This window comes from Actinomadura sp. WMMA1423, from assembly GCF_006547145.1.
Classification (GTDB): Bacteria; Actinomycetota; Actinomycetes; order Streptosporangiales; family Streptosporangiaceae; genus Spirillospora.
Genome location: NZ_CP041244.1, coordinates 4,471,052 through 4,492,713 on the forward strand (window position 1 = coordinate 4,471,052; position 21,662 = coordinate 4,492,713).

16 protein-coding genes and 2 tRNA genes are annotated in these 21,662 nt (G+C 71.6%); 8 read left to right on the forward strand and 10 right to left on the reverse strand.

Annotated elements, in window-relative coordinates; genetic code table 11:
• Positions 1–11: 11 nt before the first annotated feature.
• The 4 genes from FKD65_RS20600 (at position 12) to FKD65_RS20615 (ending at position 5,251) form a co-directional block, all read left to right on the forward strand.
• Positions 12–896 carry an ADP-ribosylglycohydrolase family protein gene (locus FKD65_RS20600; RefSeq protein ID WP_141579039.1) on the forward strand — a complete coding sequence of 295 codons (885 nt, stop codon included), beginning with the start codon at positions 12–14 and terminating at the stop codon, positions 894–896.
• 62 nt (positions 897–958) lie between these two features.
• Positions 959–1,576, forward strand: a complete 618-nt coding sequence (locus FKD65_RS20605; RefSeq protein ID WP_141579040.1) for an alpha-ketoglutarate-dependent dioxygenase AlkB — start codon at positions 959–961, stop codon at positions 1,574–1,576.
• 58 nt (positions 1,577–1,634) lie between these two features.
• Complete coding sequence (locus tag FKD65_RS20610; RefSeq protein WP_141579041.1) at positions 1,635–4,571, forward strand: AAA family ATPase; 2,937 nt, start codon at positions 1,635–1,637, stop codon at positions 4,569–4,571.
• Positions 4,568–5,251, forward strand: coding sequence for a maleylpyruvate isomerase family mycothiol-dependent enzyme (locus tag FKD65_RS20615; protein WP_141579042.1), 684 nt, complete (start codon positions 4,568–4,570; stop codon positions 5,249–5,251). Before FKD65_RS20610 ends, FKD65_RS20615 begins: the two co-directional genes overlap by 4 nt.
• An 85-nt stretch (positions 5,252–5,336) precedes the next feature.
• Here the strand turns inward: FKD65_RS20615 and FKD65_RS20620 are convergent, their stop codons facing one another.
• From FKD65_RS20620 to FKD65_RS20635, 5 genes are all read right to left on the reverse strand, one after another.
• Positions 5,337–6,878, reverse strand: a complete 1,542-nt coding sequence (locus FKD65_RS20620) for a caspase family protein (RefSeq protein WP_168221121.1) — start codon at positions 6,876–6,878, stop codon at positions 5,337–5,339.
• An 8-nt stretch (positions 6,879–6,886) separates the two neighbouring features.
• The gene (locus tag FKD65_RS44335; protein WP_168221122.1) at positions 6,887–7,279 is read right to left on the reverse strand and encodes a hypothetical protein; all 393 of its coding nucleotides are present in this window, start codon (positions 7,277–7,279) and stop codon (positions 6,887–6,889) included.
• A gap of 255 nt (positions 7,280–7,534) precedes the next feature.
• The gene (locus tag FKD65_RS20625) at positions 7,535–9,052 is read right to left on the reverse strand and encodes an alpha/beta hydrolase (RefSeq protein WP_141579044.1); all 1,518 of its coding nucleotides are present in this window, start codon (positions 9,050–9,052) and stop codon (positions 7,535–7,537) included.
• Between the two features lie 281 nt (positions 9,053–9,333).
• Complete coding sequence (locus FKD65_RS20630; protein WP_368367264.1) at positions 9,334–9,588, reverse strand: DUF397 domain-containing protein; 255 nt, start codon at positions 9,586–9,588, stop codon at positions 9,334–9,336.
• Between the two features lie 209 nt (positions 9,589–9,797).
• Positions 9,798–10,670, reverse strand: a complete 873-nt coding sequence (locus FKD65_RS20635; RefSeq protein ID WP_141579046.1) for a helix-turn-helix transcriptional regulator — start codon at positions 10,668–10,670, stop codon at positions 9,798–9,800.
• A gap of 886 nt (positions 10,671–11,556) precedes the next feature.
• On the opposite strand from FKD65_RS20635, the gene FKD65_RS20640 reads away from it, so the two are divergent.
• On the forward strand, positions 11,557–12,999 hold the full coding sequence (locus tag FKD65_RS20640) for a Crp/Fnr family transcriptional regulator (RefSeq protein ID WP_141579047.1): 1,443 nt from the start codon (positions 11,557–11,559) through the stop codon (positions 12,997–12,999).
• A 101-nt stretch (positions 13,000–13,100) separates the two neighbouring features.
• On the opposite strand, the gene FKD65_RS20645 is transcribed toward FKD65_RS20640, so the two are convergent.
• The gene (locus tag FKD65_RS20645; RefSeq protein WP_141579048.1) at positions 13,101–14,423 is read right to left on the reverse strand and encodes a HAMP domain-containing sensor histidine kinase; all 1,323 of its coding nucleotides are present in this window, start codon (positions 14,421–14,423) and stop codon (positions 13,101–13,103) included.
• Positions 14,424–14,615: 192 nt separating this feature from the next.
• Between FKD65_RS20645 and FKD65_RS20650 the strand changes: the two genes are divergently transcribed.
• Positions 14,616–15,512 carry a LysR family transcriptional regulator gene (locus tag FKD65_RS20650; RefSeq protein ID WP_141579049.1) on the forward strand — a complete coding sequence of 299 codons (897 nt, stop codon included), beginning with the start codon at positions 14,616–14,618 and terminating at the stop codon, positions 15,510–15,512.
• A gap of 174 nt (positions 15,513–15,686) precedes the next feature.
• On the opposite strand, the gene FKD65_RS20655 is transcribed toward FKD65_RS20650, so the two are convergent.
• The 3 genes from FKD65_RS20655 to FKD65_RS20665 form a co-directional block, all read right to left on the reverse strand.
• Positions 15,687–16,637, reverse strand: a complete 951-nt coding sequence (locus tag FKD65_RS20655; RefSeq protein WP_205718742.1) for a glycerophosphodiester phosphodiesterase family protein — start codon at positions 16,635–16,637, stop codon at positions 15,687–15,689.
• A 117-nt stretch (positions 16,638–16,754) separates the two neighbouring features.
• Positions 16,755–18,464: an adenylate/guanylate cyclase domain-containing protein gene (locus tag FKD65_RS20660; protein WP_240810261.1), complete on the reverse strand. Its 1,710-nt coding sequence runs from the start codon at positions 18,462–18,464 to the stop codon at positions 16,755–16,757.
• A gap of 87 nt (positions 18,465–18,551) precedes the next feature.
• Positions 18,552–19,976: an amino acid permease gene (locus tag FKD65_RS20665; RefSeq protein ID WP_205718743.1), complete on the reverse strand. Its 1,425-nt coding sequence runs from the start codon at positions 19,974–19,976 to the stop codon at positions 18,552–18,554.
• A 272-nt stretch (positions 19,977–20,248) separates the two neighbouring features.
• On the opposite strand from FKD65_RS20665, the gene FKD65_RS20670 reads away from it, so the two are divergent.
• Together FKD65_RS20670 and FKD65_RS20675 are read left to right on the forward strand one after the other, a co-directional pair.
• Positions 20,249–20,326 (forward strand) — tRNA-Asp (locus FKD65_RS20670).
• Positions 20,327–20,346: 20 nt separating this feature from the next.
• Positions 20,347–20,420 (forward strand) — tRNA-Phe (locus FKD65_RS20675).
• A 464-nt stretch (positions 20,421–20,884) separates the two neighbouring features.
• Here the strand turns inward: FKD65_RS20675 and FKD65_RS20680 are convergent.
• Positions 20,885–21,589 (reverse strand): DUF1361 domain-containing protein, encoded by a 705-nt coding sequence (locus FKD65_RS20680; protein WP_141579051.1) that lies wholly within the window; start codon positions 21,587–21,589, stop codon positions 20,885–20,887.
• Between the last annotated feature and the right edge of the window lie 73 nt (positions 21,590–21,662).

The window sequence follows — 21,662 nt, forward strand, 5'->3', positions numbered from 1 at the left end:
ATGAGCGGCAAATGCCACTTGACCGCCTTCAGCGCGCTCGGCTCTCCCTTCTCGGACTCGCCCTCGGCGACGCGCTCGGATCCCAGTTCTTCGTCCCGGCCAACCGGCACCACCTTTCCGCGAGGTCGCTCCCGCCCGCGCCCTGGCAGTGGACCGACGACACCGAGATGGCCTGCTCGGTCTACCTGACGCTGGCCGCCCACGGCACCGTCGACCAGGACGCGCTCGCCGCGTCCTTCGCCCGGCGGCACGACTTCGACCGGGGGTACGGCCCGGCGACCAACCGGCTGCTGCGCCTGATCCGCGAGGGCGGGGACTGGCGGCCCCTGGCCGGCGACCTGTTCGACGGCTCCGGCTCCTGGGGCAACGGGGCGGCGATGCGTGTCGCGCCACTCGGCGCGTTCTTCGCCGACGACCCCGCCCGGACGGCTCGCGAGGCAGCGCTCTCGGCCGCCGTGACGCACACCCACCCCGAGGCGGTGGCGGGAGCCGTCGCGGTCGCCGTCGGCACCGCCCTTGCCTGCCACGGGCCCCTGCCACCGGGCGTGTTCGTCGACCGGATCCTCGAACACGTCCCGCGGGGCAAGGTCCACGACGGCATCGAGGAGGCCCGCCACCTGCTGACCGTTTCCGACCCGCGGACGGCGGCCTACTTCCTCGGGAACGGCCGCGCGGTCGCCGCCCACGACACCGTCCCCTTCACCGTCTGGGCCGCCGCCCAGCACCTCGGCGACTACGAGCAGGCCGTCTGGACCACCGCCGCGGCCGGCGGTGACATCGACACCACGTGCGCCATCGTCGGAGGCATCACCGCAGCCGGACTCGACCTCCACCACCTGCCCGCCGCCTGGCGGCGGGCCACCGAGGCACTCCCGGAGTGGATCGACCCTTCATGACCGGCGCGCCCAGCGGCCAAGCCGATCGAACACATGTTTGACCGGGTGGGTAGAGTGGGGGGATGTTCCAAGCGTCGTTGCTGGACGGTACGGATGAGAGCGGTCCGCGGCCTTTGAGCGCGGTGCGGCGTACGGTGCTGGAGCGCGGGGCCTGGGTCGATGTTCTGCCCGGCTGGATTCCGGGCGCCGACGCGTTGTTCGAGCGGCTGCTCACGTCCGTCCCGTGGCGGGCCGAGCGCCGGCGCATGTACGACAGGGTCGTGGACGTCCCCCGCCTCCTGGCCTTCTACGACGAGGACGCGGAACTCCCCGACCCCGTGCTGGACGAGGCGAAGGCGGCGCTCGACGAGCATTACGCCGAAGAGCTCGGTGAGCCGTTCCGCACGGCCGGGCTCTGCCTCTACCGGGACGGCCGCGACAGCGTCGCCTGGCACGGCGACACCATCGGGCGCGGCGCCACGCACGACACGATGGTGGCGATCCTGTCGGTCGGCACGCCGAGGAGCCTTCTGCTCCGGCCGCGCGGGGGCGGGCCCACGATCCGCCGCGACCTCGGCCACGGCGACCTCATCGTCATGGGCGGGAGCTGCCAGCGGACGTGGGAGCACGCGATCCCGAAGAGCGCCCGCGTCAAGGGCCCCAGGATCAGCATCCAGTACAGGCCTCGCGGAGTCCGCTGACCCCGGCGGGCGCCGGCCGCCTCATGGCACCATAAGCGGTGATTCGTGAGGAGGCCCGTTGCTGCGTCTGGTCGTGTCACAGACCTCCCCCCGGGCGTATCGGACCGTGCTGGACGCGCTGCAGGCGCCGGTGCCGTTCGGGGCCGCCGGGCGGCACATCCTGATCGAACCGGGGCTCTATCCGAACACCGGGTTCCGCAGTTCGGGCGACTTCGTCCTGACGGCCGTGGGCGGGCCGGGCACGGCCACGCTGGACGGCGCGACGGACGCGACCGTCGAGCTCACCGGGAACGTGACGCTCCAGGGCCTCATCGTCCGGAACTGGAGCACCGAGGGCCTCGCGCTGGAGGTCGCGGAAGGCAGCGTCCTGGCGGAGCAGTGCGAGTTCGTGAGCCGCTCCGACCTCGCGGTGCGCGCCGCCGACGGGGCCCGGCTCGCGCTCATGGAGTGCCAGGTGCAGGACGGGGCGGTCGTGTACAGCGCCGCGACCGGGATCATGGAGGGCACCGGCGTCAGCGGGACCGAGGGCAACGCGGTCGCGATCCGCAGCGGCAGTTCGGTGACGCTCCGGTCGTGCCGGATCGGCGACGCGGGCGGCCACGGCATCTGGGTGACCGAGGGGTCGCGGCCGCTGATCGAGCAGTGCACGATCAGCGCCCCGGCGAGCGGCGGGATCCGGGTGGACGACCGCGCGGACGCGGCGATCCGCAACTGCGCGTTCCACGACTCGGGCCGGTCGTCCCTGATCGCCGCGGACAAGGGCAAGGTGGTCGCGGACGACTGCCTGATCGCGGGCGCGGGCGCCGACGCGCTGTGGGTGGCGACCGGCGGATCGCTCACCGCGCGGCGGGTCAGAATGGAGTCGCCGGACCGGACCGCCGTGGTCGTCGAGAAGGGCGTCGCGCTGCTGGAGGACTGCGAGATCCTCGGGCCGGGCACCAACGGCCTGTCGCTCACCGAGCACGCGAACGTCACGGTCGTCCGGGGCCGCATCGCCGACGCGGGCAAGGTCGGCGCCGGGCTCGCCGCCGGCGCCCGCGCCCTGCTGGACGGGACGACCGTCACCGGCAGCGGCCTCGCCGGCGTGAGCGTGGATCCCGGCGGCGAGGTCACCCTGCGCGACTGCACGGTGGTCGAGAACCACGGCCCTGGAGTCGTCGCGGGCCGCGGCGCGAGCGTGGAGGCGAGCGGCCTGACGAGCGAGCGCAACCAGGCGCCCGACAGGCTCGACGCCGAGCCGGACGGCGGGGTGACCGCGCGGGTCACCGAACCGGCGGCGGCGCGGGAGGCGAAGCCCGCGACGCCGCCCGCGGCCGGGCGCGGCGGGACGCCGGCGGACGTGCTGCTCGCCGAGCTCGACGCCATGGTCGGCCTTGCCGGGGTCAAGCGCGAGATCCGCAAGCTGACGAACCTGCAGAAGGTCGCCGAGCAGCGGCGGCTCGCGGGCCTGCCGCCCGGCCCGGCGATCGGCCGGCACATGGTCTTCGCGGGCCCGCCGGGCACGGGCAAGACGACCGTCGCCCGGCTGTACGGCGGGATCCTCGCGGCGCTCGGCGTGGTCGAGAAAGGCCAGGTCGTCGAGGTCGGCCGGGCGGACCTCGTCTCGGAGAACGTCGGCGGGACGGCCCTGCGGACGTCCGAGGCGTTCGAGCGGGCCATCGGCGGCGTGCTGTTCATCGACGAGGCCTACACGCTGGCGCGCAAGACGACCGGCACCGACTTCGGCCAGGAGGCCATCGACACCCTCGTCAAGCTGATGGAGGACCACCGCGACGAGGTCGTCGTCATCGCGGCGGGGTACTCGGCGGAGATGCGCGACTTCCTCGCCGCCAACCCGGGCCTGCGGTCGCGGATCTCCCGGACCGTCGAGTTCGAGAACTACAGCCCCGCCGAGCTCCTCCAGATCACCGAGGCGCACGCCGGGCGGGACGGTTACCGGCTGGCCGACGACGCGCGGGCGGCGATCCTGGAGCACTTCACCTCGCAGCGGCGGGACGCCTCCTTCGGCAACGGCCGGACCGCGCGGCGGGTGTTCGAGGCGGCGGTCGAGCGGCAGGCGCAGCGCCTGGCCGACCGGGAGGAACTGCCGACCGGGGACGAGCTGAGCCTCCTGCTCGCCGAGGACCTCGACGTCGACACGGGCCTGGCCGCCCGCTTCGGGGAGGCCCGGGACGCCGGCCAGGTGCGCACCGTCCTCGCCCGCCTGTCGGCGATGACCGGGCTGGAGGAGGTCAAGCGCGAGATCGGCGACCTGCTGGACCTGCTCGCCTCGGCGCGGCGGCGGCGCGCGGCCGGGCTGGAGGCCGAGCCGTTCACCGGTCACCTGGTCTTCGCCGGCCCGCCGGGCACGGGCAAGACGACCGTGGCGCGGCTCTACGGGGAGCTGCTCGCGGCCCTCGGCGTCCTCGCGCAGGGCCAGGTCGTCGAGGCGGCGCGGGTCGACCTCGTCGGGCAGTACGTCGGGCACACCGCGCAGAAGACGGCCGAGGTGTTCGACCGGGCACGCGGCGGTGTGCTGTTCATCGACGAGGCGTACACGCTGTCGCGCCCGGCTGGAACGGGCCACGACTTCGGCCAGGAGGCCATCGACACGCTCGTCAAGCTGATGGAGGACCACCGCGACGAGGTCATCGTGATCGCCGCCGGGTACACCGCCGAGATGGAGGGCTTCCTGTCCACGAACCCGGGCCTGGCGTCACGCTTCGCCCGGACCCTGACGTTCCGCCCCTACGCCGTGGACGGCCTCGTCTCGATCTTCCTGGGCAAGGCGGAGGCCGCGGACTACCTCGTCCCCGAGCCCACCCGCGAGGCCCTCGCCGCGTACCTGGAGGCCGACCGCGACCGGTTCCGCGAGGGCAACGGCCGCGAGGTCGACAAGCTCTTCCGCTCCGCCGTGACCGCCCACGCGCGCCGGACCGAACAACTTGCGAGCTCCGGCGCCGACCTCACCACCGACCAACTGGCCACCCTCCTCCCGGAGGACGTCGCCCGGTGATCCCGCTCGCCGAGATCACCGCCGCGACGCGCGCCCTCCTGGCCACCGCCGAGCGGCTGGACGACGCTCAGGTCCGCGAGCCCTCCCTGCTTCCAGGCTGGACGCGCGGCCACGTCCTGACCCACCTCGCCCGCAACGCGGGCGGCGGCATCCGCCTGCTGACCTGGGCGCGCACCGGCGTCGAGACCCGCGAGTACCCCAGCCCGCAAGCCCGCGCGGCGGAGATCGAGGAGGGCGCGTACCGTCCGGCGCGCGTCCTGCTGGAGGACGTCCGGGAGAGCGCACAGCGGTTCGCCGACGCCTTCGCGCTCATGCCGGACGAGGCATGGGGGCGGGTCGTCCAGTGGACCGCGGGCCCCCGCCACCCGGCCGGCCGCGCCGCCGACGCCCGCCTCACCGAGGTGCTCGTCCACCACGTCGATCTCGGCGCCGGTTTCACACCCGCCGACTGGCCGGCCTCCTTCACCACCCGGATGCTCGCCGGTGTCACCGCGTCCTACGCCCGCCGCGAGGACGCCCCGGACCTGCGGATCCGCGCCACCGACACCGGTGAGGAGCACGGCCGCGGGAACGCCCTCGTCACCGGCCCCGCGGCCGAGCTCCTCGCCTGGCTGATGGGCCGCTCCCCCGGCACCGACCTCGCCGGTGCCGAAGCCGTCCAACTCCCCTTCCTCTACTGACCGCGGTTGCCGTTCGCGAAGATCTGCACCGCCGTCGTCGACCCGCGCGAACGACCTCCTCGCGCCTGGAGCACGACCAGGGACCTCAAGGCTGGGGGAGGGAGACGGTCGCCGGGTCGTTGCGCGGGCTCCTCCGTGCCCCATAGGCCACGCGCTCCGCCAAGGCACCGAGGAACTTGATCCGGGCCGTCCCCTGCCGTGCCAGCTGGACAAGGCAGTAGCCGCGCAGCATGAAGGGCAGAACGAGAAAGGCCACAGCGATGACCGTGAGGAAGGGGTCGTCGTCGGGCGCCGGATCGGAACCGTAGCGGAGCCCGGTGTAGATCGCGAAGGGGATCATCATCGCGAAGAAGTAGACGATCGTCAGCGCGTCGATGAGCGCGCAGTGCATCGCGTGGTACCTGACGTTGCGGCTCCGGCCGAACAGGAGGACCAGGCTTGTGAAGAACGGCATGAAGTAGGCCATGACCGAACGCCCGTGAAGACGCTCCGGCCGTTTCGGACCGAGCGCAGAGCTCGCGGGGGCCGGAGGGGGCGAGAAGGGGAGCGCCGCCGGGGGCTGTGCCGGCGGTTCCCAGCGTGCGGGCGGCGTCCACCTCTGTCCAGGGCCAGGGCCGGGTGGCGCGACCGGCGGCCGGGGCTGCTCCCTGAAAGGGCGCACTCGCTCGATCTCCGCGACGGCCTCGGCCGCGCTACCGGCCACCATGCGACTGTCGTCGGCGAGGAGCGTCCTGAGGCGCCGGTAGGCGAGCAGCCCGACCCCGTCCCCGGCAAGCGCCAGATCCTTGAGGGTGCCGACGGCGGCGGCGCGCACTCCCGCGAGCGGATGGCCTGCCGCCGAACTCACCTCCTCCGGCAGCGCGGGGGGACGGACCGTCCCGGGACTGTAGGCGACGATCAGCTCTCCGCTGACGTCGGAGAACTTGGTCGGCGTCTGGTTCGGGTTCGCTGCGGTGACCTGCGAGTACGTGTAGTCGTACAGCTCGTCGATCGAGATGAGCCCGTCCCTGTTCCGGTCGGCTTCACCCGTGGTGAGGCCCCGGACCAGCGCCTCGGTGAAGATCGATGGTCGTCCGCCCCCCTCTCGCGTCCCGTAGTGGGAAATCTCCTTGGTGGCGCGCTGCTGGTCGAGTTCGAACGCGTACTCCAGGGCGGAGGACGACGACAGAACGGCTCGCCCGGATCCGCTCAGGCGTTCGTTGATGCCGACGTTCCCACCGCTCCGCGCCACCATTCCTTCGACGAAGGCCCCGCTGTAGCAGCAGTCCAGGAGGAGGATGATGTTGCGCGACATGCTGTGGGACATCTGCTCGCTCACGAACGTCGACGCGACTCCCGTCGAGCCGAGCCGGTTGACCCGGGTATTGGCCGTCGCGAAGTACAGGCGCCCCGCATCGTCCTTGACCCCGTGGCACGAGACGTACAGCAACAGGACGTCATCGGGCCGCTTGTCGCAGAAGAAGTCCTCGATCGCGGCGTTGACCTCGTGGGCCCGGCGATTGAACACGTCCTCCACCTCGAACCCGCCGATGCGAGGGTCCGCGAGGGCGGCGGCCAGCGCCCGCACGTCATGGGCCGGCGACCGCAGCGAACTGAGCCCCGGATCGTCGTACCGGTCCGAGGCCACGAGCAGCGCTAGTCTCCTCGACCGTCCCGGTCCTGTTCCCATGTTTCCCCGTCGCACCTCAGCAGCCATTCGAGCAGTTCCTGCCGTTCCCCCGGAGTCGCCGCGGACAGTTCCACCGATCTGTCGCCACAACTGATCTTCAAGCCTCCCCTGCGGGGGCCCAGCCAGCCGAAGACGCCGGTCACGAACGCTTTGCAGGTCGGCGTTCCGGCGAGGGCGACGGCGAGGGTCGAAATCGTCACCGCCGATCCCGCCTTCGTCCCCGCCGGAGCCCGGACCGGCTCCCGGACGGTCTGCAGCCCGAGTTCTCGCAGTTCCCGGAGGAGGTGCCGGCTGAGCTGGTCCAGCCGGGGTGGATCGGCATCGTGGTCGAAGACCTCGACCAGGACTGTCCGTGTCATCGATCGTCCCCGTCCCGTCTCCCGTGCGTTCCCGTTTATCGATTGACGCACTGGCCTGCGGATAGGAGGGCATTCGCAGAGTATCGATCTGAAATACACCGGCGAGTAGTAGCTACAAATCACCCTAATTTCGACGTGCGCTTCTGCGATTTCGCCGCGGCCAACGTGGAGTACACGGAACCATGGGGGCGCTCAAGAGCTGCGAGGGGACCGGGTTGTGGTGACCATCGGTCCCCTCGCGCCTTGCACGGCGGCTCAGGAGGCTGGGCAGGTCGTGCCGCGTGGGGGGAGCTTGAGGGAGATCAGGTAGGCGTCGATCGTGTTCTGCATGCAGGGGCCGCGGTTGTAGCTGCCGTGGCCTGCGCCCTCATAGGTGAGGAGTCGGCCCGTCCGGCCCAGTTGACGCTCGACGCTCTTCGCCCACGCGTAGGGCGTGGCGGGGTCGTGGACGGCGTTGGCCAGGAGGATCGGGGCGCTTCCGCGGACCCGCAGGCGGTGCTGCGGGTTGCGGACGGGCTGCGGCCAGCCGAGGCACGCGGAGATCGCCATGACGGGACGCGCGAACGTCATGTCGGGGGCCGCCTTCTCCGTGTGGCGCATGAGCCTCGCGTACTCGCCGTAGCCGCGGACGGGCAGACTCCAGTCGGAGCAGAACTGCGCGGTGAAGGGGTCGGTGGCGGTCTCCCCCGCCTTCGGAGCCGCCGCCGGACGCGCGCCGGGCCTGAGCGGCGGGGCCGCGTCCAGAGCGGCCAGTTTCGTCGCGAGCTCCGCCCAGTCGGGGCCGTAGAAGAGCTTGTAGGCCATCAGGACCAGGCCGAACTCCGGTAGCGCGGCGCCCGGCGCGGAGGTGTCCGGCAACTCCCCGCGGGCGGTGCGGGCGCGCAGGTCGCGCCAGATCCCGCGGACGTCCCTGCCGTGCAGGGCGCACTCCCGCGCGCGGCCGCACCAGGCGACGAACTGCTCGAACGAGTCCTGGGCCGCGGCCAGTTCGGACGTCAGGAACCGCCGCGCGTCGGGGAGGCTGTGGTCGTCGACGCTCTCCAGCACCATCGCCCGGACGCGCCCCGGGAACGTCTCGGCGTACATCTCGCCCAGCAGCGTGCCGTACGAGCTGCCGTGGAAGGTCAGCTTCGACTCGCCCAGCGCGGCGCGGATCGCGTCGACGTCCCGGACGGTGCTGAGCGTGTCGGCGTGGTCGTAGAGGGGGCCGGTGCGGGCTCGGCAGTCGGCGCGCAGGCGCGCGTTGTGGTCGAGGGTCGCGCGGAACTGCTCCGCGCTCTCGATGACCGGTGAGGGGGCCGCCCTGAGGAGGTCGGCCGAGCATGTGACCGGGTGGCTGCCGCCGATGCCGCGCGGGTCGAAGCTGACGATGTCGAAGCGGCGGCGCAACTCGTCGCTGAACCGGTCGATACCGCCCTCGAGTCTGGTGACGCGCTGGACCCCCGAGTCGCCGGGCCCGCCCGGGCCGAACACCAGGGTGCCGACGCGGGCGGCCGGGTCGAGGGCCTTGCGGCGGGCGATCGCGAGGCCGAACCCGGGGCCGTCCGGCCGGGCGTAGTCGATCGGCAGCCGCAGGGTCGCGCACTCGGCCTTGCCGTCGTCGCCGCACGCGCGCCAGTCGATGCCGGACGGCACGGTCCGGGCGGGCAGCGCGGTCTGGGCAGAGGGCGAGCGCGGCGCCGGTGAGGCGGTGGCGGGGAGCGCGACCCCGGCCAGCGCCACGGCTCCGGCCGCGACCGCGCCCGTGACGGCGAGCCTGTTCCTGCGCAGCATGGAAGTCCTTCCGGTACGGGGACGCCAGGGCCCGCGTCGTCTGACGCGGGCGACGGTCCCCGGCCCGGCCGTGGCCGGGGACCGCTGATGATCAAGCTAGGCGCGGTCCCCGCACGGGAACAGGGTGATCAGGGGCGGTTCAGGGTCCGATCAGGGTTCCCTCAGGGATGCGTCCGGCGGGCCGGCCGGGCGGATCCCCATCAAGAGTCGTCAATCAATACGTCACAACGCCGTGGTATTCGACAATTCCTGAGATAGGCGGGAAAAATGAGTCCAGTGACTCAACGGCCGTCCAGGTCCCCGTTGCGAACCGCGGTCAGGAGACCCTGCCACTGGGCGGGAGCGAGGGCGAGGTGGCCGGCGGAGGGGTTGCGCGAGTCACGGACCAGAACCGACGGCCCTGAGGCCGCCACTTCGACACAGTTGCTGTCGTTGGCGCTCGCGCTGCTCTTACGCCAGTTCAGCACCACCCTCGGGGTCGAGCGGTACACCATCCAACCTCCATCCGTTGCCGACGCGCCCTTCCCCGTCGCCATTAGGACGAGGAACACGCGTGGGGGCAGGCGGCCAAGTAGGGCATGACAAACCACGACCTTGTGGAAAATTTCCCGATCACGAGTGTAAACGGTTCTAGTTATCCCGCCTACAAGGGAACACAAGATCACCCTGCGTGCTATGTCGGCCACTCGCCTTGTGGATGCCGGATGCGGCGGTCACCTCCCGGTCGGTTCGGCTGCGGGCGGGATCAGCTCATGAGCGACTCGGCGGCCTGCCGCATCATCGCGACCGACTCGTCCGCCGACAGCGCCTGGTCGAGCAGGAGCTCGAAGGTCTCGCGGTACTCGGCGACCCGGTCGTCCTCACCAGTGATCATCACGCTGGCCCCCGACCGCCCCTCCAGGTACAGGACGTCGTCGAGGTCGCCGTCGAACTCCAGAAGGCTGAACGGCCCTTCCAGCCCGAGGTGGGCCCCGGTGTTGAACGGGATGACCCTGACGGTCACCAGATCGTTCCCCTCGCAGAGGTCGGCGATGTGGTTCAACTGCGCGGGCATGATCGCCGGGTCGGTTCTGATGCCGACATGGCGCCGGATGACGGCCTCGTCGATGATGTAGTGCTGGCGCGGCGGGTTCTGCCGCTTGGCGAACTCCTGCTGGCGCTGGATGCGCAGCTTCGCCGCCAGCACCCTCGCCTGCTCGGAGACCTTGCCCGTGGACAGGACCTCCGCGTACTCGGACGTCTGGATCAGCCCGGGGACGACCGTCCCGTGGAACTGGCGGATGTAGGCCGCACCGGCGGAGTACCCGACATAGGCGAGAAAGCTCGGGTCCAGGTCGCCGCGGTAGGCGTTCCACCAGGCGGGTTCACGCGCGCCGCGGGCGAGCGCCTGCAATCTTTCCTGCCGGCCCTCCGACGTGACGTCATAAACGGCGAGCAGCGCCTGCAAGTCGGTGCGGGTGATGGCGTTCTTCCCGCCCTCCACCCGGATGAGCTTGGACGGGGACCACTCAAGCTGCCGCGCCACCTGCTCCTGCGTCAGCTTCTTCTCTTTGCGCAGGCGGACGAGCTCGGTGCGCAGCAGCGCGCTCTGGACTATGGGCCCCTGGTCACTGGCCATGAGTTCACTCACTCTGAGTAGTGCATGCCACCCAACTGGATGCTACATGGCAGACGGGGACCTGGCATCCCACTTCCCCACACGACGCTACATGTCTTGGACATCTGATCTTCGCTCCGCCCACCAGACCCCGCCATATCGCCCAAAACTCGCGTCGGTAGCTTCCAGAGTGCTGCATACCGTCGGACTCTGTTGTAATGTGCTACATAGCAGATTAGCAGACGACGTCATGCAACAAGACGTGATGCCACATCCGAAGCGGATGAGGTTGAACACAGGGTGAGGTCCCGGCCCGGGCGAGGCGCATCCCGGCCGAGACGAACCGCAGGCGGAGACGGGCCGGCCGCAGGCGGAACGAGAAGGGCCGGGGGAACGAGAAGGAGCCACGCGCGCCACACGGGGAGGTCGCAAGGGGAGAGTCGGATTCCGGCAACGCCGCGAATGGCGGCACCGGACGAAGAAGCACGAAGAAGCGATGCCAGCGAAGGCAACAGAGTCGCCCGCCGCTTCCCACCGATCACCGGTTTGGCAGCCATGACGACCGGTGGGAGAGCGGAGAGCGACTCCCGGGGCCGCACGAGACAACCGGCCGATCCGCGCGCATTCCTCTGCGAACACGCAGAAAGATCCGGGCTGACCTGCCGAAATGTCTCTGCGACTCATCTAGTCTAACCGCGATCACGCGGTGCGGACTATAGGTGATGTGACTCCCGTCACCGCCCCACCGGACCTGCCCGGTGCCGGCGGGGCTCGGGAGTCGCGATTCGAGGCATGGGGTCCCTGACATGTCCAGACAACACGTACCGTCCCCCACCTTCGCCGTCCACCCCACGCGTCCGGCGGGATCGCCACCCCCCGCCCCGCCGGACGACGGGCGGGTGGCCCGATGACCGAGCACGCCCGCCACCACGACCCGGACAAGATCGTCCCCACCGAGGTCGTCCCGCTGCGGCGGGACGTCCGGCCGGCCGAGGACGCCCCTCGCTCCGGGTTCTGGCACGGGCTCACCACCGCCGAGCGCGCCGCTTTCCTCGCACTGGCGCAGGAGGTCGTCCACCCCGCCGGCGACGTGCTGTGGACCGAGGGCGAGGACGCCGACCACACCCTCGTCATCAAGTCGGGCTCGGTGCGGATCTCCGTGGAACGGGACGGGCGCGAGCGGTTCGTCGCGTTCCGCAAGCCCGGTGACATCATCGGCGAGCGCGCCGCCCTGTCGCTGCGCCGCCGCTCGGCGACCGTCGTCGCGATGGACACCCTCCACGTCCTGCGTCTGACGACCCAGGAGTTCGTCGCCTACCTGAGCGAGCACCCGCACGTGGTCGCCGTCCTCGAGCGCGAGATGTACGAGCGGATGACGGAGCAGGTGCCCGACCGGCCGCCCCGGCGCGTCCACTACCCCACCGGCACGGCGGGCCCGTACGGCCCCGCGGCGCAGTACGGCTCACCCCAGCCCTACGGCATGGCGCAGGTGCCGGTCGTCCCGGACTACCCGTACGCGATGGCCGGGCCGTTCGTGGTGACCGCCTCCTACACCGCGCCCGGCCCGCGGGCGGGCGGCGCGACTCGCGCCGTGGAGCCCCCGGCCTCGGCCAACGAGGTCCCCGCGGCCCCGACCGTGCCGGCCCGCACCGTGCCCGTCCGTTCCCTACGGCCGGTCCGGTCCCTGGAGGGGGTCGTCGAGAAGTCCTGGGAGCACCCGACGCAGCCCATGGTCCTCCCGGACAAGGACGGCCCTTCCTGGGCGGGCCAGAACTGCACCATCGTGTACACCGACGTCGCCGGGTTCAGCTCGCCCCTCCGCAACGACGTCGACCGGATCGACGTGCGCCGCGCCATGTACCGCGCCCTGCGCGAGGCGTTCGAGGAGTCCGGCGTCCCCTGGCACGCCTGCCACGTCGAGGACCGGGGCGACGGCGCGCTGATCGTCATTCCCCCGCAGGTGCCGACCGCCACCGTTGTCGACCCCATGCTGGTGTCGCTCGGCCTCCGGTTGCGCCGCCACAACCACCGGTCGAGCGGGGCGGTCCGCGTGCAGCTCAGGGTCGCGGTGAACGTCGGCCCCGTGATGCCCGATCCGCCCGGCGTGGCCGGTTCGTCCATCATCACGACGGCCCGGCTCCTGGACGCCGGCCCGCTGAAGGAGCGGCTCGCCGCGACCGGCGCCGACCTCGGCGTCATCGCGTCCCGGTTCGTCTACGACTCCGTGATCGTCCCCAGCCCCGGCCACGTGACCGCCGCCGAGTACGAGCGGATCACCTGCCGGGTGAAGGAGTCGGAGCTCGAAGGCTGGATCCACCTGCGCGGCCTGCCCGCGCTGCCGGCCTTCTGAACGGCCGGCCGCCGCCTCGGCCCGTTCCCCGCGCGGGCCGCCCCAGGCCCACGACCCCGCGCGCACCGTCGCCGCGGGGTTCTCCGCTTTCCGGCCCCGCGCTACCCGGCCGGCCGGCCGTCGTTGAACCGCGGTATCCGCAGGACGAACCGGGCACCGCGCTCACTGTCCTCGATGGTGAGGGTGCCGCCGTGCAGCCGCGCGATCTCCCGGGCGATCGGCAGGCCGAGGCCGGTTCCGGCCGGATCGCGGGCCTTGCTGTCCTCCAGGCGGGCGAAGCGCTGGAACACGAGGTCCCGGTTCTGCTCGGCGACGCCCGCGCCGTCGTCGACGACCTCCAGCACGGCGGTGTCGTCCTCCCGCGAGACCACGACGTCGACGCGCGACTCGGCGTGCCGCTCGGCGTTGTCCAGCAGGTTCGTCAGCAGCCGGACGAGCCTCAGCCGGTCACCCCGCACCGTGACACCGTCCTGGATATGCGGGACGATCCGCTTCGTCCGGTCCGACCGCGCCAGCTCGATGGTGACCAGCGCGCCGAGGTCGATCGTCTCGTCCTCCTGCCAGGCCGCGGCGTCCAGCCGGGCGAGCTGCAGCAGGTCGGTGACGATCGCCTGGAGCCGCTCCAGGGTCTGCAGGACGCCCCGCGCGGTCTGCGGCCAGTCGACGTCGTCGGGGTACAGCAGGGCCTCCTCGATCTGGGCGCGCGCGGCCGCGATGGGGCTGCGCAGGTCGTGGGACGCGTCGGAGGTGAAGCTGCGCTGCCGCTCGAGGGCGCTGTCCAGCCGGTCCAGGGTCGCGTTCGCGGCCTCCGCGAGCCGCCTGATCTCGTCCCGGCTCTCCGGCACCGTCACCCGGCGGCCCGACTGCTGCGCGGTGATCTCCGCCAGCTCGGTCCGGATCGCGTCCACCGGGGCGAGGGTGTGGTCCACCGTCGCCCAGGCGCGCAGGCATCCCAGGAGGATCACCAGCAGCGAGACGCTGGCCAGGAACATGAGCAGCCCCGGGCTGACGTACCAGGGGACGATCGGTACGGCGGCGTAGATCAGCCAGTCGCCGCCCGGCTTGAAGACGCGGAAACCGACCACCCAAAGGCATCTGTGCCGCAGCGGCGCGCACACCCTCCGGGTGGAGTACACGCGCGTCTGCGACGGGACGAAGTCGGCGAGCGGCCGGCCGACCGGGACCCGCCCCGGCGTCCCCGCGATCACCGTCCGGGTCTCGTCCAGGACCTGCACGAGGACGGCCCCCTCCGGATCGAGCCGCGCGGGCGCCGACCCCCGCCGCAGCGAGTACGACAGCCGGAGGGCCGCAGCGGTCGCCTGGCCCCGGGAGGAGTCGGTCGCCGATCCCCGCGCCTCCACGAGGACCAGCGTCGTCACGATGGCGCAGATGATCGCGGTGACCGTTCCGGCAATAACGGTCATCCGCACCCGTATGGACCATGTGCGCCGTCCGTACACCCGACCTCCCGCAGGTGAGGTAATCACCGGCCAGGCCGAAATCAGTCCTCTTAACAGCAGTGACGCATACAAGACAGGTCAAAGAAATGGTTGCCGGACCGGGCGGTTCGGCAGAAGCCCAGGCGCTTTCAGGCCCCGTGGCTAGCATGTTCGGTTATGGAGCTGCGCCAGCTTGAGTACTTCGTGGCGGTTACGGAAGAGGCGAGCTTCACCAGGGCCGCGGCCCGGCTGCACGTCGCGCAGCCCGGCGTGAGCGCCCAGATCCGGCAGCTGGAGCGCGAGCTCGGCCAGCCGCTGCTCGACCGGTCGGGACGGACCGTCCGGCTCACCGAGGTCGGCGCCGCCGTCCTCCCCTACGCGCGGGCGGCGCTCGCGGCCGTCGAGGGCGCCCGGCTGTCGGTGGACGAGCTGACGGGCCTGCTCCGCGGGCACGTCACGGTCGGCACGGTCGACTGGATCCGGTCGCTCGACCTCCCCGGCATGCTGGCCGGCTTCCAGCGCGACCATCCGAACATCGAGATCACGGTCGTCCAGGAGGACACCGCGAGGCTCACCGAAGGGCTCCGCACCGGGCGGATCGACCTGGCCTTCCTCAGCATCGGCACCGACCCTCCCGAGGGCATCGCGACGCGGGTCGTCATCGAGCAGGACCTCTTCGCCGCCGTCGCCCACGGCCACCCGATGGCCCGCAGGTCCACGGTCACCCTGCGGGCCCTCGCCGAGGAGAACCTGGTCTGCCTGCCGAAGGGCACCGGGCTGCGCGCCGTCCTGGACGAGGCGTTCGCCGACGCCGGTCTGCGCCCGCGCATCGCGTTCGAGGCGGGCGAGCCGCCCGTGCTGGCGGAGATCGCCGCGCACGGCCTCGGCGTCGCCGTCCTGCCCGAGTCGGCCGCCCGCGGCCGCCCCGGCGACCTGCACGCGCTGCCGGTCGTCCGGCCGCGGCTGACCGGCCGGATCGCCCTCGCCTGGCGAGCCGAGGGACCGCGCGGCCCGGCCGCCCGGGCCCTGATAGACCGCGCCCGCCACCCGCCTGACCAAGCCGCGCAGACCTGACCGGGGCCGCGCGCCGGCCACCTCCCGATCAGGCAGGGTGCGGTGCACACCCCGCCCGCGCCACCCCGCCTGACCGGGCCGCGCGTGTCGACGATCCACTTGATCAAGGCACGTGCACCATCCACCTGCCGCGCGCCGAACGCCCGCCGATCAGGCCGCGGGCTCCGGGCATGGTCAGGCCGCCTGTTCGTCGGCTTCGTCCAGGACGCGGCGCAGGACGTCCGGCCTGTCGGTGATGACGCCGTCCACGTCGAGGGCGATCGCCCGCTCCATGTCGCCGGAGTCGTCGATCGTCCAGGCGAGCACGTCCATCCCGGCGTCGTGCACCTCCTCGACGTAGGACTCGGTCAGGCCCCCGAAGGGCGGATTGACCTGGTCCGCGTACTTCGCGAGCCTCGGCAGGTCCGCGACCTTCGGGGTACCGAGCAGACCGGTCGGCACCTTCAGCAGGACGGCGTGGAACCGCCGCACCGACTCCCAGTCGAACGACTGGACGACGAGGCGCCGCTCCTGCGCGTCGGTCCGGAGCCAGGACGGCGACCTCTTCAACTCCGCCGCGACCCGCCGCTCGATGCCCGGGTACAGCCCGGGGCTCTTGATCTCCAGCAGCAGCCCGAGGCCGGTGCCGCGCATCGCGGCCAGCACCTGGCCGAGCGTCGGGACGCGCTCGCCCGCGTACCTCCTCGCGAACCAGCCGCCGGCGTCCAGCCGCCCGATCTCGGCGAGGGTGAAGTCGGCGACCTTCCACGGCCTGCGGCCCGGGTAGAGGGACTCCGCGTTCGTCGTCCGGGCGAGCGTGGTGTCGTGCATGATCACGAGCTGGTGGTCCTTGGTCTCCTGGACGTCCAGTTCGAACATGTCGGCGCCCTTGGCCTTGGCGAGCCTGAACGCCGCCAGTGTGTTCTCCGGCGCGTACGCGGAGGCGCCGCGGTGCGCGACGTCCACGACGTCGGCGTCCGGATCCGGCTCCACGGCCGGGACGGCGCGCGGGCGCGGTTCCGGCACGGCCTGCGGCAGGGTCGGGAGCGGGCCGGGGCCCGGACGGGCGCCGGCGGGCGCCGCCGGGGCGGCGACGGTCGCGGTGGCCAGGACGGCGAGGAGCGCGAGACGATTCCGGCGGTGCATCAGTCACCTCTCGGGAGCCGGGGCTGTCCGCCCCAACCCTCGGACTACCGGGTGACACCGGAGTTACGAGCCGGTAGCAGACTGTGTACCGAAGGTGACGATACGCATTCGGTCCCGTCAGGCCGAGTCAGACACGGCCGGTCCGCCCGAACGGTCCCCGGGCTCGTCCGTGCCGTCCGTTTCAACCGGCTGTGCCGCACGCGCGCTCTTGGCCGCCCTCGCCAGGACCAGCGCGCCGAACAGCAGCCTCCTGCTGCGCCTGAGCGGGCGCGGGAACCTCGTCCGCTCCGTCCTCTGCTCCGGGCGCCGGGGAGCGGGAACCGCGGGAGGCACCGGAAGGCGGGGCGTGCCCAACCGGGTCGGACGGCTCCGCCCGCGCAGCGTCACCGACCGTCCGACGTCCCACTCGTCCGACTCGGCGAGGTGCGCCAGGTCGAGGACGGTCGCCGACGCGAGCACCCGCGCCTCCTCGTCCTTCGCGAGGTCGCTGAGCCGGGCCGCCTCGTTCACCGGATCGCCGATCACCGTGTACTCGAACCGCTCCTCGGCGCCGATGTACCCGGCGACGACCGGGCCGGCGGACACGCCGATCCCCGCGTCCAGCATCGGCACCTCGGCGCGCAGCCGCACCGCCAGCTCCCGTGCGGCGCCGAGCGCGCCGCCCGCCGAGTCCTCCAGCTGCGTCGGCGCCCCGAAGATCGCCAGCGCCGCGTCCCCCTCGAACTTGTTGATCCACCCGCCGTGCTTGGCGACCGCCGACACCACCACGCCGAAGAACTTGTTGAGCAGCCCGACCACCTCGTCCGGGCTGCGCGTGTCGGCCAGCCTGGTGGACCCCGTCAGGTCGACGAACAGCACGGCCACCTCGCGCGTCTCGCCGCCGAGCGTGACGACGCCGCGCTCCAGCGCCAGGTCGGCGACCTCCTCGCCGACGTGCCGCCCGAACAGGTCGCGCAGCCACTCGATCTCGCGGAGCCCGGCGACCATGTGGTTGAACCCGGCCTGCAGCTGCCCGACCTCGCTCGCGTCGTACACGTCCACCTCGGCGCCGAGGTCGCCCCGCTCGACCTGCGCCATCCCGCTGCGCACGGCCTTGATCGGATCGGCGATCGCCCGCGTCGCCATGTAGATGACGCAGACCCCCGCGAGCAGCGCGGCGCCGCCGAGCCCGAGGATCGTGATCGCGAGCTGGGTGACGTTGATGTCGGGCGAGGCCAGCGCCGCGATCGCGACGCAGATCAGCCCGAACACCGGGATCGCCGTCCCGAGCGCCCAGGCGAGCATCACCCGCGTCGTCACGCCGGGCAGCCGCAGCCTCTTCGGACGCTCCGCGCCCAGCACCAGAGCCGCCGCCGGCCGCAGCAGCCGCTCCGACAGCAGGTAGACGATCGTGCAGGTCGTCCCCGCGCCGAGCAGGCACGTCAGGCCCGTCTTCACCGCCAGCCGTCCGGTGAAAAGCATCAGATCGAGGCCCGCCCAGCCGAGCGCGCCGACCGCCCACAGCGCGCCGACGAGCAGCGTCAGCCGCAGCGGCCCGAGCAGCACGGCCCGGCGCTGCCGCCGGTCGGGCTCGCCCCCGTCCCGGACGAACGTGACCACGGGCCGCCAGAGCCACAACCCGCACAGCAGCGCCGCCGGAGCCGCGATGACCGGGTAGCTGAAGAACGCGACCGCGTTGACCAGATGCACGTACTCTCGGTCGTCCAGCGGCGGATCGGGGACGACGAACGTGGCGAACAGCAGCACCACCAGCGCGCCGATCGCGTTCGCGACGCCCACGACGAACAGCAGGACCCACCGCACCCGGATCTCGAGCCTGCTGGTCACGCGCGCCTCCGGAGGGAAGGAACCGCCACGGGGATCATCCCACGGCGGAGGGCGTCCCGGCAGTGGCGGCCGCCGGGACGCCTCCCCTCAGGCGCTCGGGCTCTCCTCGGCGACGGCCACCGGCACCCGCGCCTCCTGCGAGCCGCGCCGGACGAACGGCCAGCCGACCGCGACCAGCGCCACCCACGCGCCCATCACGTAGAGCGCGATCCGCGTGTCCGCCTCCCACGCGATCGTCACCGTGACGAACGCGAAGAACGCCAGCACGGCCCAGTTCGTGTACGGCGCCCACGGCATCCGGTACGGCGCCTTAGGCAGCACCCCGGCGGCCGACCGCCGCCGGTAGGCCATGTGCGCGAGCAGGATGACCGTCCACACCAGCAGGGCCCCACCGGTGGAAACAGACGTGATGTACTCGAACGCCTTGTCCGGCACCACCGCGTTGACGACCACGCCGATGCCCATGACGAGCGCCGAGATGACGACGGTGAGCACGGGGACACCGCGCCCGTTGAGCCGTCCGAGCACCTTCGGACCGTCCCCGTTGACGCCGGCCGTCCGCAGCATCCGGGACGTCGAGTAGAGGCCGCCCGCGTTGCAGGACGACAGCGCCGCCGTCAGCACCACGAAGTTGACGATGTCCGCGCCGCCCGGAATGCCGATCCGGTCGAACGCCAGCACGAACGGGCTGGCGCCGCCCTTGAACGCCGTCCACGGCACCACGGCGAGGATCACCAGCAGCGACCCCAGGTAGAACAGCGCGAACCGCAGCGGCAGCGCGTTGATCGCCCGCGGGATGTTCTTCTCCGGGTCCTTGGCCTCACTGGCCGTCACACCCACCAGCTCGACGCCCAGGTAGGCGAACATCACCATCTGCAGCGTCATGATCGTCGCCCCGGCGCCCTCGGGGAACACGCCCCCGTGGTCCCACAGGTTCCCGACCCGCGCGGTCTCCCCCGCGTCGCTGAACCCGAAGACCAGCACCCCGATCCCGACCAGGATCATCATCACGATCGCCGCGACCTTGATCATCGCGAACCAGAACTCCAGCTCGCCGAAGAGCTTCACCGAGATCAGGTTCACCACGAACAGGATCACCAGCGCGACCAGCGCCGTCTGCCACTGCTCGACGCCCGGCCACCACTTCTGGATGTACTTGCCGGCCGCGGTCAGCTCCGCCATGCCGGTCGTCACCCAGATGATCCAGTACGTCCAGGTCGTGGCGTAACCCCAGAACGGCCCGAGGAACTCGCGGGCGTACCCGGCGAACCCGCCCTCCGCCCGCCGGTAGGTGAGCAGCTCGCCGAGCGCCCGCATGACGAAGAACAGGGCGAGCCCGGCCACGGCGTACGTGAGGATCAGGCTCGGTCCGGCCTTGGCGATGTTCTCCCCGGCGCCCAGGAACAGCCCGGTACCGATCGTCCCGCCGATGGCCAGCATCTGGATCTGGCGGGTTCCAAGCCCGCGTTGGTAGTCCTCCGCGCTCTGGTCTTCTGGGAGCTTCGCGACCACGCGGCCTCCTCTCTCAAGCCACCCCCCGCGAGGGGGGCAGCGCTACCCTCCGATCACGCACCGTTGCGCAACTCGGACAGAGTAGGAGCCCCAACCACAAACACGAAACACACCTGTCCGACCGGTATCTACCCGTCCCAATCGTCCCCTCACCCGCCCGGGGTTATCGAGTTGGCGACGCCCTCGGCCATCGCGTATGCTCTCGGACGTCGCCAAGCGCCGGGCACACCGGCCAAGACACCCCCTCGGAGCCGCTAGGCTCGGAGCAGCAAGGTCCTGTGGAGCAGTTAGGAGTGCTCGCCACCCTGTCAAGGTGGAGGCCGCGGGTTCAAATCCCGTCAGGACCGCCAGACGCGCCGACGCGCGTCCTGGGCAGGTAGCTCAGTCGGTACGAGCGTCCGCCTGAAAAGCGGAAGGTCGGCGGTTCGACCCCGCCCCTGCCCACACCTCGTGACCAGCCAAAAGGCCCGGAACCACGCTCGGTTCCGGGCCTTTTGACGACAGCCCTGACGACAACGCCGTCTCACACCGGCTTCCAGCGGCCCAACGGACGACCGCAGCCGACGAAGTCGTGATACTCGTCTACAGGGACACCCTGATTCACCCACCGCCCTGCAACGGCGCCGAGCTCCCGCTCAGCAAGGGCGATCGCCTCTTCGGCGGACGCCGTCTCCCCCATGGTCTCGGCACCGTCCCCGTACTCGTCCTCATAGGCACCGTCCTCAGGTGGTCGGCGGGCCTCTGTTACGTACTCAGCGGACGAGGGCCGTTTTTAGTTGGCGCGCGCCGCTCGTGGCCGATGCGGGCGCACAGTGGCAGCCAGTCAGCCTCGGTCGATGCTCGCGCGCCAGGGGTGTTGCTATAGCGGAAAGCGGAAGGTCGGCGGTTCGACCCCGCCTCTGCCTACCTCACCAAGCAGCAACAAGAAGCGCCCGACTTGAGAGCAGGTCCGGGTGCTTCGTTTGATTGGCCGGCCATGTGCAGACCGTCACCGCATCACGAGTGGCCTCAGCGATCGCCTTCGCCAGGAAGTGGCCCGTCCAGGTGACCAGGAAGACGGCCGCGATCAGGATGGGTGCCCGGTTCCAGGTCAGGTGGAGCACGATTCGTTCGAGTGCGCCGTGCGGGTCGACGACCGGTTCCCAGCTGTTGAGCCGGGCCCAACGTCCAAGGAAGACCCCGAGGGCGCAGAGGGCGTGCGCCGCCACCGTTACGCGGCCCTGCCACTCGCCCAGTCCGATCTGGACGAGGTGGCGGCGTGCACCTGCCAGCGCCAGGTAATAGGCCAGGAAGCCCGAACCGATGAATGCGGCGTAAACGGGCAGGATCGCGGTCATCACAGGTCCGCCACGGTCCGACAGCAGCACGTCGTTCCGGATATGAACGATATCGGTCACCACGTACGGGGCATTGGGCAGGAACAGCACGAACAGCACGAGCCCCGCCCACCAAAGGGGCGACCGCAACACTCGCCGCTCCGTACTGCCGCCCCGGAAAAGCACCCAGGCCAGCAGGACCGGTGTCCAGGCCAGGAGGGTGTTCCACCCCATCCACCAGACATCACGACGAAGAAGATCAGCAAGGTTCGGCGCCACATGCTCCAGCAACCCCATACCCCCATCTTGCACCAGCAACGACCGCCACAGATCCCTGGGCACCGAACCGCGGTGGACGGCGTGGTCGGAG